Annotated in this window: 14 protein-coding genes; 12 read left to right on the forward strand and 2 right to left on the reverse strand. The window is 50.3% G+C overall.

Going from position 1 to position 15,512, the window contains the following annotated elements:
* The first annotated feature begins 10 nt into the window (after positions 1–10).
* The 7 genes from IE117_RS05295 (at position 11) to IE117_RS05325 (ending at position 7,748) form a co-directional block, all read left to right on the forward strand.
* A complete protein-coding gene (locus tag IE117_RS05295) occupies positions 11–424 on the forward strand; it encodes an acyl-CoA thioesterase (RefSeq protein WP_189563273.1) in 414 nt (137 codons plus the stop codon).
* Positions 425–510: 86 nt separating this feature from the next.
* Positions 511–1,455 carry a YihY/virulence factor BrkB family protein gene (locus tag IE117_RS05300; protein WP_189563274.1) on the forward strand — a complete coding sequence of 315 codons (945 nt, stop codon included), beginning with the start codon at positions 511–513 and terminating at the stop codon, positions 1,453–1,455.
* 280 nt (positions 1,456–1,735) lie between these two features.
* Entirely contained in the window at positions 1,736–2,734 is a 999-nt protein-coding gene (locus IE117_RS05305; protein ID WP_308439265.1) for a glycosyltransferase, read from the forward strand.
* 176 nt (positions 2,735–2,910) lie between these two features.
* Positions 2,911–3,537 carry an L-threonylcarbamoyladenylate synthase gene (locus tag IE117_RS05310; RefSeq protein WP_189563275.1) on the forward strand — a complete coding sequence of 209 codons (627 nt, stop codon included), beginning with the start codon at positions 2,911–2,913 and terminating at the stop codon, positions 3,535–3,537.
* Between the two features lie 30 nt (positions 3,538–3,567).
* Positions 3,568–4,236, forward strand: coding sequence for a WbqC family protein (locus IE117_RS05315; RefSeq protein WP_189563276.1), 669 nt, complete (start codon positions 3,568–3,570; stop codon positions 4,234–4,236).
* A gap of 67 nt (positions 4,237–4,303) precedes the next feature.
* Positions 4,304–6,838 carry an ATP-dependent Clp protease ATP-binding subunit gene (locus IE117_RS05320; protein WP_189563277.1) on the forward strand — a complete coding sequence of 845 codons (2,535 nt, stop codon included), beginning with the start codon at positions 4,304–4,306 and terminating at the stop codon, positions 6,836–6,838.
* A gap of 217 nt (positions 6,839–7,055) precedes the next feature.
* The gene (locus tag IE117_RS05325; protein ID WP_189563278.1) at positions 7,056–7,748 is read left to right on the forward strand and encodes an SPOR domain-containing protein; all 693 of its coding nucleotides are present in this window, start codon (positions 7,056–7,058) and stop codon (positions 7,746–7,748) included.
* Here the strand turns inward: IE117_RS05325 and IE117_RS05330 are convergent.
* Both IE117_RS05330 and IE117_RS05335 read right to left on the reverse strand, forming a co-directional pair.
* Positions 7,720–8,658: a sterol desaturase family protein gene (locus tag IE117_RS05330; protein ID WP_189563279.1), complete on the reverse strand. Its 939-nt coding sequence runs from the start codon at positions 8,656–8,658 to the stop codon at positions 7,720–7,722. The genes IE117_RS05325 and IE117_RS05330 overlap by 29 nt on opposite strands.
* Positions 8,655–8,876, reverse strand: a complete 222-nt coding sequence (locus IE117_RS05335; RefSeq protein WP_189563280.1) for a hypothetical protein — start codon at positions 8,874–8,876, stop codon at positions 8,655–8,657. The genes IE117_RS05330 and IE117_RS05335 overlap by 4 nt, the downstream gene beginning before the upstream one ends.
* Positions 8,877–9,053: 177 nt before the next feature.
* Between IE117_RS05335 and fabG the strand changes: the two genes are divergently transcribed.
* From fabG to IE117_RS05360, 5 genes are all read left to right on the forward strand, one after another.
* Entirely contained in the window at positions 9,054–9,800 is a 747-nt protein-coding gene (gene fabG, locus IE117_RS05340; RefSeq protein ID WP_189563281.1) for a 3-oxoacyl-[acyl-carrier-protein] reductase, read from the forward strand.
* A 130-nt stretch (positions 9,801–9,930) separates the two neighbouring features.
* Positions 9,931–12,009 (forward strand): vWA domain-containing protein, encoded by a 2,079-nt coding sequence (locus IE117_RS05345; RefSeq protein ID WP_189563282.1) that lies wholly within the window; start codon positions 9,931–9,933, stop codon positions 12,007–12,009.
* 8 nt (positions 12,010–12,017) lie between these two features.
* Positions 12,018–12,926 carry a DUF2279 domain-containing protein gene (locus IE117_RS05350; RefSeq protein WP_189563283.1) on the forward strand — a complete coding sequence of 303 codons (909 nt, stop codon included), beginning with the start codon at positions 12,018–12,020 and terminating at the stop codon, positions 12,924–12,926.
* Between the two features lie 74 nt (positions 12,927–13,000).
* Complete coding sequence (locus IE117_RS05355; RefSeq protein ID WP_189563284.1) at positions 13,001–14,008, forward strand: Smr/MutS family protein; 1,008 nt, start codon at positions 13,001–13,003, stop codon at positions 14,006–14,008.
* Positions 14,009–14,135: 127 nt separating this feature from the next.
* The gene (locus tag IE117_RS05360) at positions 14,136–15,446 is read left to right on the forward strand and encodes a DUF4403 family protein (protein WP_229580354.1); all 1,311 of its coding nucleotides are present in this window, start codon (positions 14,136–14,138) and stop codon (positions 15,444–15,446) included.
* The last annotated feature ends 66 nt before the right edge of the window (positions 15,447–15,512 follow it).

Here is a 15,512-nt window from a genome sequence, read left to right on the forward strand (position 1 = left end):
TATTGTAAAAATGTTCTACCACGAAGTGAAAGGAATCCGGGTTCGTTACGCCGATACCGACCAGATGGGTTATGTCTATTACGGCAATTACGCGCGTTACTACGAAATCGGGAGAGTGGAAGCTCTGCGTAGTTTGGGGTTTCACTATAAAGCGATGGAAGATGCGGGGGTAATGATGCCCGTCTATGAAAACCGTTCGCGTTATCACCAGCCTGCCCGCTACGATGACCTGTTGACGATTCTGGTCCGTCTGCCCAAACTACCGACCGCTCGCGTTGTTTTTGAATATGAGATTCGAAATCAAACGGGTGAACTGCTGAATACGGGCGAAACTACCCTGGTTTTTCAGCGCCGCGACACCGGTAGGCTCTGTCAGGCTCCGGAAGGCTTGCTCGAAAAACTGCGACCCCACTATCAGAGCTAAGGTCTGAATGAATTTCTCCCAGTAAAGATTAATTAATTTACATCTTCTTAAAGAGAATTTTGAACTTTCCATTCTCCGCTGAGTAAATGCTCGAAAAGCTCCTGGAACATCCCCGATTGCAACGGTTCGGCCACTGGCTGAGGGGAACTACCCTGTTCCGGGGGTCGGTGTCATTGTACGACGTGCTGGTGAACCTCATCGACAAGCTCATTGTTTATGACATCGACCAGCGCGCCACCGCGGTGGCTTTCAGTCTGACATTATCGGCTTTCCCGGCGATCATTTCTTTTTTCACTTTGATTCCGTACATCCCGGTCGACAACCTGCAACCGCAGATCATGGACTTTCTGCGCGAAATCATGCCTACCAGTATTTACGCCGAGGCCCAAACTACCATCATGGACATTATCAGTCGTCCGCGCCGGGGTATTCTGTCCGTGGGTTTCATCCTGACAATCGTGACCTCTACCAACGGTATGGTTTCGCTCATGCGCTCATTCAATATTGTCTATCGGGACGAGGACACGCGCGGATTTTTCAAGACGCGGGGTATTGCCCTTATGCTTACATTATTACTGGCGCTAGTCATTTTTTTGTCGGTAGTTTTGCTCATTGTCGGCGATCACGTCATGGAAATCCTCAGCGAGTGGCAAATCGTCCGGGATGCCTGGGTCATCGGCCTGGTCAATTTTCTGCGGTACCTTATTACCCTGGCTGCGCTCACCATCGGGGTCTCTCTGATCTACCGATTCGCACCAGACCGCGAGGTGCGGATGTCATTCTTCAACGTGGGGGCATTCATTGCCTCGGCTCTTATTGTATTGGCCACCTACGGTTTTTCTTTTTATCTCTCCAATTTCGGCACCTACAATAAGCTCTATGGTTCCATTGGTACCATGATCGCCTTTATGATCTGGATCTACCTGATCGCTTTGCTCTTGATTTTCGGCTTTGAAATCAACGCCAGCATTATTATGGCGCGCGGCGAAGAAACGGAAGGTGACCTCAGCGAGGATGTGGGCATACAATAAATGCCGACCCGCAGTGAGTCGGCATTATATACATTACCCTAACCCATAAAAATCAGTATCCAATATTCTCCGTATTGAATACTGATCGACTCTATCATATCGAATACCGTGCCATATTTCTATTTAGAAACTGAAACTATGCGGTGTAGAGCGAGAAAAACTATTTTCGGTTATGAGTTACTCACTTTTTAGCGGTCATTTCGTAATCGGTTAGCCTTCACCCTCAGGCTATACTATATTTGTGAATATCAAAACTGCATAATCAATTATCCACCCTGCATTGATCAAAGTTTCTGTCATCTGTACTGCTTACAACCATGAAGATTTTGTGGAGGAAGCCTTGCGTTCAGTGATGGAGCAAACCTACCGTGAAGTGGAATTGATCGTGATCGACAACGCCAGTACCGACGGTACGGCGGAGAAAATCCGGAAATTCTGCAGCCACAATTCAGGCATCCGTTTTATTTCCAATGCCTGGAATAAGGGGCTCTGCACCGCTTTCAATCAGGGTCTGCGCTTTGCCAGCGGCAAGTATATTATCGACCTCTCTGCCGATGACGTGTTGCTGCCAGACCGCATCGCGCGGCAGGTGGCACACTTTGAAAGCCTGCCCGAAGAATATGGGGTCATTTATTCGAACGCTCAGTATCTCGACGCGCAGAGTACTTCATTACATTGTCATTACGTTACGGACAAAGAAGGTAAGGCTACCGAAAACATCCCTGACGGCGATGTGTACCTTGCTGTGCTGAAAAAGTACTTTATCTGTACGCCTACCATGATGATGCGTCGCTCGCTGTTGGACCGGCTGGGGGGGTACGACGAATCCCTCACCTACGAGGATTTTGATTTCTGGGTACGGTCAGCCGTCATCTGCAAGTACAGCTATCAGGATGAGGTACTTACCCAGAAGCGAATTCTGCGCCGGTCGCTTTCCACCCGTAGTTACGAACCCGGCAGCGGGATGCTGGAGTCGACGTACGTAGTTTGCAATAAAGCCTACGATCTCAACCGCAATCAGGCCGAATTTGATGCCCTGGCACTTCGCATTCGTGGGTACATTCGTAAGTGCTTCTTCACTCAGGAATTCGAACTGGCCGGGCGCTTTCGCCAGCTACTCAACTACATCGAAGATCCCGGCCCGGCTACCGAATTCATCGTCCTGCTTTGTCGGCTGCGCCTGCCATTTAATTGGCTGTATCGGGTTTACTATGACTGGAAAATAAGGGCGCCATTGCGCCAGAGAGAAGCGGTGGCAACCGGGGTGACCGAGCGGTAGATTTGTACTTTCATGTTTTGCCAGGGGAACCTACCATGCGATAGTGCTCAAAGACCAAAACCCTTAGACTCAAAGCTTGAAAATTAGAAACCGAAGGCTAAATTTGGGTTTTTGTGAGCATTGTTCACAAGAAACGGTAACCCCAAAAGTACTGTCAACTATCTACGACCAACAAAGTGCCTGCCGAACTACTCCGTATCTATCCCGAAAACCCCGACCCTCGCCGTATCCGGCAAGTGGCCGATTGCCTGCGCGGCGGCGGCCTGGTGATTTACCCGACCGATACCGTCTATGGCTTAGGCTGCGACATCCACAACGCCCGCTCGGTCGAGCGGGTGGCGCGCATCAAAGGCATCAAGCCCCAGAAAAACGATTTTTCGTTTATTTGCTATGACCTGAGCCACATCGCCGACTACGCCCGGGTGAGCAACGCTGCCTTCAAGTTGATGAAAAAGGCACTTCCCGGTCCATTTACATTTATTTTGGAAGCGACTACCAATGTTCCCAAGCTTCTTAATACCAATAAGAAAACCGTGGGAATCCGGGTACCGGACAATGACATCCCGCGTAACTTCGTTCGGGAACTGAACAACCCCATCATCACGACTTCCATCAAGGATGATGACGAAATCATCGAGTATTCCACTGATCCTGAGTTAATCTTCGAAAAATTTCAGCATCTGGTCGACATTGTCGTGGACGGAGGCTACGGCGGCAATGTCGGATCTACCATCGTAGATGCTACTACGGATAATTTTGAAATTATGCGCGAGGGCCTGGGGGATTTGTCGCAATTTCTTTGACATTCTGCCGTGCCTTTACCATATTGGGTAATGGTTGACGATCGCGTACAGGAATCAGCGGTTTCGGAAGTTTTACTGGACCTGCAGTTTCTGCCCTGCCTGGAATATTTTGCCTGCTTGCTGCAGTACGACACGCTTCGACTGGAAGCCTGCGAGAATCTACCACGCCGTAGTCCTCGAAACCGTTGTCGTGTCCTGACCGCCAACAAGATCGACACCCTCACGGTCCCTCTCCTGGATAGTCGCCGGGCAATACCGGTTCGGGATGTCAAAATAGATTATGGGCAGCCCTGGGGGCGCAGGCATTGGGGATGTTTGCAATCGGCTTACGGAAAATCGCCCTACTTTGAATACTACGCAGCCGACTTTCAAGCCATTTACCAGCGGGCGCATGCCTTTCTCTTCGATTTTAACCTGGACCTTCTGACATTATGTCTTAGATTTCTGGGAGCAAAGACAGAGATTGCGTACACTTTGTCATACCAAACTGACGTTGAGAAAACGGTATATGATGCCAGATCATTGATAAACCCCCGGAAAAGTGCAGAAACGGGACTTTTTTACCAAAGTGTGCCGTATTACCAGACCTTTGGCAATGATTTTGTATCAAATTTAAGTATTATTGACCTGCTGTTTAACAAAGGTCCCGAATCTCCCCTCATTATCAGACAATCGTCTATCTTGCCCGAAATGGCCTGAATGAACAAAGCCTGACGAAGATTCGTTGTAAAAAATATCAGAAGATACTCTACTATTCAGACTATATATGGAAGCCAAATTCTCAAATCGAGTAAAAGAAGTGATCACCCTTAGCCGGGAAGAGGCCCTACGACTGGGCCACGACTTTATCGGCGCGGAGCATTTGCTCTTGGGGATGATCCGCGAAGGCGATGGTGTGGCCATTGGCCTTTTGAAGAAGCTGGGCGTGTCCCTGGAAGAGGTTCGGCTCACCATCGAGCAGGCCACCAAGGGATCGGCCACTAATAATGTAAAAAACCTGCAGAATATACCGCTGACCCGTCAATCGGAAAAGGTATTGAAAATTACTTATCTGGAAGCCAAGATTTTCAAGAGTCCGCTTATTGGGACGGAGCACCTCCTGCTCTCGATTCTGCGCGACGAAGACAATGTGGCGACTCAGATTCTGCACCGGTTCAATGTCAACTACGAAGTCATTAAAGAAATGTTAGAATACCAATCATCAGGTACTCCGCCTCGTATGGGCTCCGATACCGACGACGGCGACGACGACCCACGCTCCGGCATGTTCGGCAGTGGTGGCTCATCAAGCAAAGAATCCAAAGGCGGTGAAAAATCCCGCACCCCGGTGCTGGATAACTTCGGTCGCGATTTGACTAAACTGGCCGAAGTGGGCAAGCTGGATCCGATCGTGGGTCGGGAGAAAGAAATTGAGCGCGTGGCCCAAATCCTGAGCCGACGCAAGAAAAACAACCCGATTCTGATCGGTGAACCCGGCGTCGGTAAGACTGCCATCGCTGAGGGACTGGCTTTACGCATCGTGCAGAAGAAAGTGTCGCGAGTACTATTTGGCAAGCGTGTTGTCACGCTCGATTTGGCTTCATTGGTGGCCGGTACCAAGTACCGTGGTCAGTTTGAGGAGCGGATGAAAGCTGTGATGAACGAATTGGAAAAATCTCCCGACGTCATTCTGTTCATTGACGAACTGCACACGATTGTTGGAGCTGGTGGCGCTTCCGGTTCACTGGATGCATCCAACATGTTTAAGCCTGCCCTAGCGCGCGGCGAAATCCAGTGCATCGGAGCCACAACGCTGGACGAATATCGCCAGTACATCGAGAAGGACGGTGCTTTGGCCCGTCGTTTCCAGATGGTGATGGTGGATGCTACCTCCGTTGAAGAAACGATACAAATTCTGGAAAACATTAAGGATAAATACGAAGAACACCACCACGTCAACTATACGTCTGACGCACTGGAATCGGCGGTGAAGCTTTCGGAACGGTACATTACCGACCGCTTCCTTCCCGACAAGGCTATCGACGTAATGGATGAGGTGGGAGCTCGTGTGCACATCAGCAACATCACTGTCCCGGAGGATATTCTGCAACTCGAAGAGCAAATCGAGAATATCAAGCAGGAGAAAAATCGGGTGGTTAAGAGTCAGAAGTACGAAGAAGCCGCCCAGCTTCGTGACCGTGAGAAAAAACTTATCGACCAGCTCGACCGTGCCAAGCAGCTTTGGGAGGAAGAAACCAAGCAGAAGCGATACACAGTTACTGAGCAGAACGTAGCCGAGGTAGTTGCCATGATGACCGGCATCCCGCTGACCAATGTGTCGCTGGATGAAGGCAAGAAACTGCTGCACATGGCTGATGAGCTGAAAGCCAAAGTCATTGGCCAGGATCCGCCTATCGAAAAACTGGTGAAAGCCATTCAGCGGACACGCGTTGGTCTGAAAGACCCCAAGAAGCCGATTGGTTCCTTCATTTTCCTCGGCCCGACGGGTGTAGGTAAAACCGAACTGGCCAAGGTACTGGCTACCTACCTCTTCGATAAAGACGACGCACTCGTGCGTATCGATATGAGCGAGTACATGGAGAAATTCAGCGTCTCGCGGCTGGTAGGTGCCCCTCCCGGCTACGTAGGTTATGAGGAAGGCGGTCAGCTGACGGAGAAAATCCGTCGGAAGCCTTACAGTGTAGTCCTTTTGGACGAAATTGAAAAGGCACACCCGGATGTATTCAATATCCTGCTGCAAGTACTGGATGACGGCATCCTGACCGATGGCTTGGGGCGTCGCGTAGACTTCCGTAACACCATCATTATCATGACCTCCAACATCGGAGCGCGTGACTTGAAAGATTTTGGTAGCGGCATCGGTTTTGCTACGAAGAGAAGCGAAAACCAGGACGAGGTTATGCGCAGCACCATCCAAAGTGCATTGCGTAAGGCATTCTCACCCGAGTTCCTGAACCGTCTGGACGATGTCATTGTGTTTAGCTCTTTGCAGCGCGAAGATTTGCACCGCATTATCGACATCTCGCTTGACAAGTTATTCAGCCGAGTGAAAGGCCTGGGGTATGAAATCGAATTGACGGTTCCTGCCAAAGACTTCCTTTCTGAGAAAGGTTACGATCCGCAGTACGGAGCTCGTCCGCTCAACCGGGCGATTCAGAAGTACCTTGAAGACCCAGTCGCCGAAGAAATCCTGAAAGGAGATTTACGTGATGGTGACGTATTGGTTGCCGACCACGACGGTGAAGCTGAGCAACTCAGCATTACTGTTCGGAAGAAGGCGGAAGAAGTCACTAACAATTAGGGGCTGATCGTTGAAAAATTTGATCGATTTCCGAGCCTGATTCATATTTATGGAAAAGACCGCTTCAATGAGCGGTCTTTTCTGTGTTTTTGGAATAATTATTGCCACTCTTTTCCCGACAAACGAACATTTTACCCCGGGTTCGGGACCGAATCAGATCAGAGGATCGTTGATACTGAGATTAGAGGAACAGGGTTTTTTGAAAATTGGCAACCGAATGGAGCAACCCACGAGAAACAAGGAAAATTCGAAGCCGGTAAGGCAGAGAAATCAAAGCAAGAGCAAAAAAGGCTACGCGTCAAACAAGCCATGGTGGCTGGTGGCTGTGATCGTTGTTGTACTGGCGGGGTTTCTTTTTTACATTAAATGGCTCAACTCCCCGGCGGCCAACGAGTACCAGAGCTTTTGGGCTTACCTGGTAGGGCCCAAGTTAACCGAAGTACGTTCAGATCCATCGGTTGCTACCGCGGACGAGATTGACGCCCTCTTCGGAGCTGACTCGATTGGGGCAGGTCTTGGTGACGAATGGGCAGAAACCAGCCCAACCACCACCGCATCAACTTTGGACGATGAGTTTACTGCCGGCAATACCCCTGCTCCTGAAAGTATTGCGACACCCGTAGCGCCTCCACCTGCACGCCCTGTTACTGCTCCCACCACTCCCGCGGTAAGCGAAGGAACTGTCTACGTTATAAATGCGGGAGAATTCAAGACCAAAGGATCGGCACAGTTTCGCATCGGCGAACTTCGTCAGGGAAACTATGCCGCCCGGCTTATTGAGCCTTCCTCGCCGGATGGCATGTACAAAGTCGTCGTGGGGGAGTACAAAAATGAAAGTACCGCGAAAAGCGTGGCGCAGTCCATGAGCTTTATTCTGGAAATCAGAGCTTCGGTGGAGGAGAAGCGGTAATCGAGGTTGGAATATCCGCAGTTGCCTTTCTTTTGTACTGCAAATTCTGAAAAGGTCTGACCATCTGCCCCACAAAATCTTTTGGGAAAGCTTCTTCCTCCGGCAGGCCGACGGGCAGGTATTCATCGTTGCCCGGCCAGTAATCGGTCTTGAAAAGATAATCCCAGACACTGAGCGTGATGCCGTAATTAAAACCCGTCGGGTGCGACTCGGGCATTTCTTTGGCGTGATGCCACAGGTGCATTTGTGGGCCGTTCAGAAAGTACTTTACCTTTCCCAATGGAATGTACAAATTGGCGTGGCCCAGTTGTCCGGTCACGAGCGTGAAGATATGAACGATGAAAAAGTCTTTGATCCCAAAACCGATCATCGCCAAGGGCAGATACTCCAGCGTGCGGTAGATGATGTTTTCGACAAAATGGTAGCGTAGCAGCGCCCCAAACCCCATTTCATCCACACTATGGTGTACTTTATGGAATTCCCACATCCAGGGTACATGATGCAGCAGGCGGTGGATGTTCCACTGCATGAAGTCGCGCAGCACAAAAATCAGAACCAGCTGCAGCCAGCCGGGTAAGGATGCCACTTCTATGGCCACCGTGTTGGTGATGCCGAAAACGCCCAGAAAATCGTTAAAGAGTTCTACCCCCACCATCGACAACGCATTGTAGGCAATGAGGGAGAATAGGAAGTAATTCCAGAACATATAAAAGGCGTCCATCCAGAAATCCTGCCTGACAAGCGGCTGATTCTTACGCCAGGGAAAAAGTACTTCCAGAAGCCAGATCACCAGCGATGCGCCAAAAAGCCAATAGAAGTAGTTATGCCAACTCGGGTTCAGTATTTCATTTTTGAGGTAATCCCAATAGCCCGAATAAGCGCCGCCGATGATGTGCAGGTACTTGATCATTTTTTCTCAAAAAGATAGCTGCCGAACTGGTAGGCCACGAATAGCGCGAACACGATGAGCCCGATCCCCAGCATCAGCACCAGGATGCGCGAACCCTCTTCCAGAAAAGTACGGGGTGTCCCATCGGATTTGGTCGGGTTCTGAAATCGGACTTTAAAGTACCCGATGGTATAGGCCACGATGCAAAAAACGATGATTCCCAGAATGATTCTTGGCATGCCTCGGTGGTTTGTTTCTGTAAGAATACGATTTGCGCTTTGAATAGTTCAAAATCCGAATTGAACTTAGGCCGATCATAATTTGTGAGAGGTTCTGTTGATCCTACTTTTGCTCCCAAATCTCCAAACCCGTACCTTCGCCCAAAATTATAACCATAGAACCTAGTATTTCCCTCAATGAAACTTTTGGAAAATAAAACGGCTCTGGTCACGGGTGCCTCACGGGGTATTGGCCGCGCCATTGCCATCAAATTTGCCCAGGAAGGTGCCGACGTGGCCTTCACCTTCTTGTCAAGCGTGGAAAAAGGTCAGGCGCTGGTCGCTGAACTGGAAGCGTTCGGTGTAAGGGCCAAAGGTTACCGCTCGGATGCGTCAGACTTTCAGGCAGCAGATCAACTGATCACCGATGTGGTGGCAGATTTTGGCAAGCTGGATGTGCTGGTCAACAACGCAGGAGTAACGCGCGACGCCTTGCTGATGCGCATGAGCGAGGAACAGTGGGACACGGTGATGAACATCAACTTGAAATCGGTTTTCAACCTGACCAAGGCTGCCATCAAAACCATGATGCGGGCCAAAAGCGGCTCGATTATCAATATAACTTCCGTGGTGGGTATAATGGGTAATGCCGGACAAGCCAACTACGCGGCTTCCAAAGCGGGGATCATCGGTTTCTCCAAGTCGGTGGCGCTGGAACTGGGTTCGCGAAATATCCGCTCCAATGCCGTGGCACCGGGCTTTATCGAAACCGAAATGACTGATGCAATCGAAGCCAAAGCGCTGGAAGAGTGGAAACAGTCCATTCCCCTGAAGCGTGGCGGCAAGCCGGAAGAAGTGGCCGATGCCTGTGTATTCCTGGGATCAGATATGTCGCGCTACATCACTGGCCAGGTACTGCAGGTTGATGGGGGAATGCTCACCTAAAAACTTCGATAGGGGGGATCGGGCAGGATTTTGGTCTACGCTAAACCATTCATAGGGTTTTCGGCGTTATGGTTGTATCTTGACCGCTTCCGGTCCCCTGAACCCACTATCCGAGACTCACGCTTCGCCCATGCGATCCGAACTTTTCCTGCAGACTTCCCCCTGGTTCATCTTACTTTGCCTGTTGGCGGGATCGGCTTATGCCTTTTTTCTGTACCAGCCCGAGCCGTCCTGGGGCAAACGGCTTAACGCCGTTCTGGCTATTCTCCGTGGTACTTTGGTATCGGTGCTATGTTTTTTGCTGCTGGCCCCTTTGGTACGTACCGTGCAGACGACTACCGATAAAGCCAAGGTAGTGCTGGCGGTCGATAATTCGCAGTCCACGGCGGAGGCCGGAGTAAAGGCCATTCCGGCACTGGAAGAAGCACGCCGGCAACTGACTGCCGAGGGGTACGAGGTAAGCATCGAAACACTGAACGCCGACACGCCGCTAACGGAACTCGATTCAGTAAAATTCAACAGCACTCAGACCGACCTGGCATCCATGCTGAGTACCGTACGCAGTAATTTTGAGGGACAAAATCTGACGGATGTTATTTTGCTTTCGGATGGCATAGTCAATCAGGGGCTTTCGCCGGCTTACGGTAGTTATCCGTTTCGGGTACACACAGTAGCCATCGGCGATACCATTCCAAAGCGCGACATCCTGCTGCGAAACGTCTCGGCCAACCGCGTAGCCTACATGGGCAATGAGTTTCCGATTCAGGTCGATGTGGTGGCCAATGGCCTGGCCGGGCGCAGCACTACGCTCACGCTTAGGCAGGGCGGGAGGGTAGTTGCTACTCAAAACGTGGTGCTGAATCGCGATGATTACTTTCAGTCGTTTACCTTCACCACATCTTCCAACCAGAAAGGCGTCCAGCATTATACGGTTGAAGTGGGAGGTGTTTCCGGCGAGTCAAGTACCCAAAACAACCGTCGCGAAGTCTACATAGACATCATCGACGGTCGCGAAAAAATTTTATTGCTGGGACTGGCCCCGCATCCCGACATAAAAGCCCTGCGCAGCATCATCGAGCAGAACGAAAATTACGAACTCGATGTAAAGTTGCTCACAACGGCCAACAACCTCAATGAACTGACCGACAAGGCCTACGATCTTGTTATTTTTCACCAGATACCCGATGCATCAGGTTCTGGCAACCAATTCGTGCAGCGGCTGATGGCCAAAAACACTCCTATGTTTTTTATTCTGGGAAATCAGTCGGCCATTGGTGCGGTGAATCCTCTGAACCGCACCGTGCAGATTGCGGCTAATCCAGGCCAGTTTGATAAAGTTACCGGCCTGTTCAATGGTTCCTTTCAACTCCTGAATCTGGACAACCAGCGACTGGACATACTCGCAAAACTACCGCCGCTGTCGGTCCCGTTCGGCGAGTACCGCCTTTCACCGGGCAGCGAAGTTGTCCTCTACCAGCGCGTGGGCAGTGTTGCTACTACCAAGCCATTATTGGCCATATCGACGGAAGGCGAGCGAAAAGTGGCTGTGCTCACGGGTGAAGGAATCTGGCAGTGGCGGCAGGAAGAATTTGCGCTGACGGAAAAGCAGGACGTAGTGGATGAATTGTTTCAGAAAGTCATTCAACTGCTTTCGGTCAAAGAGGATAAGCGGAAATTTCGCGTATATCCCGTTAGTGCTGAATTTGATGCCGGCGATCGGGTCACTTTTCAAACGGAGATTTATAACGATATCTATGAGAAAATTTACGGGCAGGACGTGCGGCTTGATATAACTGACGAGAAAGGAAAAATACAAAATTACACCTATACCTACACCGCTGAGAATCCCCGTTTCGAGATCAGCGGTTTGCCCGAAGGCGTTTATAAGTACCGCGCTTCCGCTACACTCCGTTCGGGGCTGGAGCAAGTCAGCGGGCAGTTTGTGGTGACAGACACCGATCTGGAAGCCCAGAACACCACGGCGGACTTTGGGCTGTTGCGCGAACTTTCGGAGCGCACGGGCGGGCGTTTTGTGCAACCCAGTACGGTGGCAAGCCTGGTGCAGATTTTGACCAATAACCGGCCGCCGGATCGATTGGACAGTTCGGAACAAATGGCCGAATTGATTCAACTGAAATGGTTGTTCTTCCTGCTTTTGCTTCTTGCGTCGATTGAGTGGGGACTGCGGAAGTACAGCGGAAGCTATTGAGCCTGGCAATGAAGAGGTTTGTACTCTCTACATGCATCGCTCTGTACCTTACGGTCCTTTATGCAAACCTTGGTTCCGCTCAAAATGCTGAATCGGACAGTGCCACTTTTCAGAAACCCAACTACCGCCTGCTGCATGGAATGTTTGCGGCCCAAACCGCCTTGTATGCCGGGACAATCTACGGCCTGAGTAAAGCCTGGTACAACGATCCGCTCACCGATTTTCGGATTGCTGACGACTCACACGAATGGATGCAAATAGACAAAGTAGGGCATGTGTTCTCCTCCTACCAGATATGCCGCCACACGACGGAGCTTTACAAGAAGACCGGTATCACCAAAAAGCAGGCAGTCATTTACGGAGCCATTTCCGGCTTTTTTTTTCAAACCCCAATAGAAATTCTCGACGGATTTTCACCCGACTACGGTTTTTCTCCGGGCGATATGGCCGCTAATCTGGTAGGGCCTGCATTATTTGCGGGGCAATACGCGATGTGGGACGAAGTCAGGATCGTGCCGAAATATTCTTTTCATTTCACACCCCTGGCAGCGGTGCGGCCCGAGTTGCTGGGACGGAAGAAAACAGAACAGTGGCTCAAAGACTACAATGGGCAAACCTATTGGTTTTCGGCCAGCCCGCGCTCTTTTGCGCCGGGTTCCGGCTGGCCGGCCTGGTTGTGTTTCTCGGTTGGTTACGGCATCCAGGATATGGTTGCTGCCGAAATCGATCAAAGTACAGACTTGGGATATCGGCCTTACCGTCAATACTACCTTTCGGTTGATATAGATTTTACCAAAATAAAGACCCGTAGCCGACTCGTCAAATCGCTTGCGTTTTTGCTCAACTCGTTGAAAATCCCGGCGCCTGCGATTGCGTTGTCCAAAAAAGGAGTAGCGTTCAAGCCGTTGTATTTTTAGTCATTGATTAGGTGTCCTCGGCGCCAAAATTTTATCAATTTAACACATCCACAACTCAACAAATCCCCAGAAAAATGAACATAGGCGATAAAGTAAGACTGTTGCGCGACAAAGAAGAAGGAATCGTTTACGCGTTCCTGCCCGGCAATATTGTAGAAATAGAAATAGAAGAAGGCTTTCGCATCCCCGTTCTTCGCTCGGAGGTAGTTTCAGTGTCACCGATGGAAAGCCAGCGTTTGAAGCCTGCCGAATCGGCAGGTGGTAGTTTTGCCAGGAAACAGGAAGAGTTTCCGACGTTCAGCCGGAAGGCCCCTTTTGCTGAAAAAGGCATTTATATGGCGTTTGTACCTGTCAACGATCTGGAGCTCACGGTACACCTGATCAACAATTCAGATTGGGCCCTGCCATTCACAGTGTATCAGGATTCGGCCGGAAGGCAGGCGGGGCTTGCGTCGGGGGTACTTAGCCCACGCACCAACCAGCGACTGACCGACCTGCTGACAAAAGACATCGAGCAGTGGCCGATTTTTGAAGTGCAGGCGCTGTACTTCCGGGAGGGAAGCAGCGACATCAAGCCGCCGTTCCACAAGCGGCTTCGTTGTCGGGTGCAGTCTTTTTATAAAAAAAAGCAACAGGTACCCGTGCTGGCAAAGGAAGGCTACGTCTATCAGCTTGATGAAGAAAACGTAGCCGGTCCCGTTACACCGGATGTGCCGCCCAAACCATCGAGCGTCACAGCATCGGAGTTACGGGAGCGGATGCTCTCGCCGGAATCAACTACGTCGCATAAAGTAGAAACGCCCCAAGCCGTGGTAGATTTACACCTGGAAAAATTAAGTCCAATACCTGATGCCGTGTCAAATGCCGACAAGCTTAAGTTGCAGCTCGCGACTTTTGAACGGCAGCTGGAAAATGCTATCGCGGCGGGCCTGGACGAAATCACGTTCATCCACGGAGCTGGAAGTGGCGTGCTGCGGCAGGAGATTCACCGTCGTTTGAGTCAGCACAAAAACGTGCAGTTCTTCGAGGACGCCCAGAAGGAGAAATTTGGTTACGGTGCCACTTTTGCCAAGATAAAGTAAATTCGTGAAACGATTTTTGCCCTTACGTCCGGTACTGTACTTACTTTTAAGTTTAGTGTTGGGTCAATGCAGGCCCTCCGCACCGGACCAACCCGCTGCCCCCATAGAAAAATACCTTTACTCCGATATGCAGCTACAGGACGAAAAACATCTTTCCTCGATAAATATTCCGGTTGAAATGCCTCTTATCGAGATGGAACGGCAGATCAATGCCCAATTGAATGGGTTGATCTATGAGGACAACAGCTACGACGACTTCGATACTGACAATCTGAAGGCAAAGGTGTGGAAGATGAGCCCGATCAAAGTGCAGGCCGTCGATTCCACCTTTTTGTTTGAGGTGCCGCTGAAAATCTGGGTAAGCGTACGCTATGAGAGCAGTCCGCTTGGATTCAAAATATCTGGCACAAAAGATACTGAGTTTGCCATTCGTCTGCGCTTCCTTTCTGACATCGGCGTATCGCCCGACTGGCAGGTGACAACCCACACTCGTGTGGATAGCTATGACTGGATCACTGAACCTAGTATTCGGGTAGTGGGGCTGAATATCCCCATAAAGTCGATGGTCAGCCGGATGCTGGGGCGGAATTTTGAAAAGATAACGAAGGCCATCGACGAGCAGGTAGCCGGGACGATTGAACTCAGAAAGTACGTCCGCCAGGCATGGGAGCTGGCCCGGAGGCCAGTATTAATGTCCAGAGAATATGATACTTGGCTGGTGATAGTCCCTACCTCGGCAATGATGACGCCGCTGGTAGTTAAAAACAATATTCTGCGAACGAGCATCGGGATCAGAGGCTACACGCAGACCGTGACTTCGGCAGAGGAACCCGAAATCAGGGAAAATAGCCAACTGCCCAACCTGCTGGTTGTGGATAAAATGCCGCAGGAGTTCAAGGTGGGGCTCATCAGTGTGATTCCTTATAAGGAAGCTACCCGGCTGGCAAAGGCTAAGTTCATTGGAGAGAAGTATTCCTTCAACAATGGCAGTTACTCTGTAGAGGTCACTAATCTCGAAATGTACGGTCAGGATGAATTTCTGATTATCAAAGCGGGATTGAAAGGTAGTCTGAACGGAATAATTTATCTGAGAGGAATTCCCCACTATGACCCTGAAACTAAAAACCTTTCCCTGAAAGACCTGGATTATGACCTGGATACCCGAAACGTAATTTTCAAAACCGCTGGTTGGCTCTTGCAGAGCAAATTTAGCAAGATGCTGGAGAAACAGTTTGTGTTCCCGGTAGGAGGGCAAATTGAAGAAGCAAGACAGAGTATTCAGAAAACCCTGCAAAACAATGTGTTGGCCAAAGGCGTGACGTTGAACGGTACGATATCGGAAATTGCACCCGACCGGGTGTACCTCACGCCCGAAAACATATACGCTGTCGTGTTTGCCAAAGGGCGCGTTGCTTTAAAAGTGGAAGGATTACTTTAAATAATGCCGGGAATGGCTTTTTTACGGAGAATCCAGGCGTTAAATTTTGCTATTAATGCCAGACCG

It is taken from the genome of Persicitalea jodogahamensis (assembly GCF_014651615.1).
GTDB classification, from domain to species: Bacteria; Bacteroidota; Bacteroidia; order Cytophagales; family Spirosomataceae; genus Persicitalea; species Persicitalea jodogahamensis.

Coding starts and splice junctions, on each gene's coding strand:
- IE117_RS05345 (WP_189563282.1), top strand. CDS start 9,931: ATGCGATCCGAACTTTTCCTGCAGACTTCCCCCTGGTTCATCTTACTT.
- IE117_RS05325 (WP_189563278.1), top strand. CDS start 7,056: ATGGAGCAACCCACGAGAAACAAGGAAAATTCGAAGCCGGTAAGGCAG.
- IE117_RS05330 (WP_189563279.1), bottom strand. CDS start 8,658: ATGATCAAGTACCTGCACATCATCGGCGGCGCTTATTCGGGCTATTGG.
- IE117_RS05315 (WP_189563276.1), top strand. CDS start 3,568: ATGGTTGACGATCGCGTACAGGAATCAGCGGTTTCGGAAGTTTTACTG.
- fabG (WP_189563281.1), top strand. CDS start 9,054: ATGAAACTTTTGGAAAATAAAACGGCTCTGGTCACGGGTGCCTCACGG.
- IE117_RS05335 (WP_189563280.1), bottom strand. CDS start 8,876: ATGCCAAGAATCATTCTGGGAATCATCGTTTTTTGCATCGTGGCCTAT.
- IE117_RS05300 (WP_189563274.1), top strand. CDS start 511: ATGCTCGAAAAGCTCCTGGAACATCCCCGATTGCAACGGTTCGGCCAC.
- IE117_RS05295 (WP_189563273.1), top strand. CDS start 11: ATGTTCTACCACGAAGTGAAAGGAATCCGGGTTCGTTACGCCGATACC.
- IE117_RS05360 (WP_229580354.1), top strand. CDS start 14,136: ATGCAGCTACAGGACGAAAAACATCTTTCCTCGATAAATATTCCGGTT.
- IE117_RS05320 (WP_189563277.1), top strand. CDS start 4,304: ATGGAAGCCAAATTCTCAAATCGAGTAAAAGAAGTGATCACCCTTAGC.
- IE117_RS05355 (WP_189563284.1), top strand. CDS start 13,001: ATGAACATAGGCGATAAAGTAAGACTGTTGCGCGACAAAGAAGAAGGA.
- IE117_RS05350 (WP_189563283.1), top strand. CDS start 12,018: ATGAAGAGGTTTGTACTCTCTACATGCATCGCTCTGTACCTTACGGTC.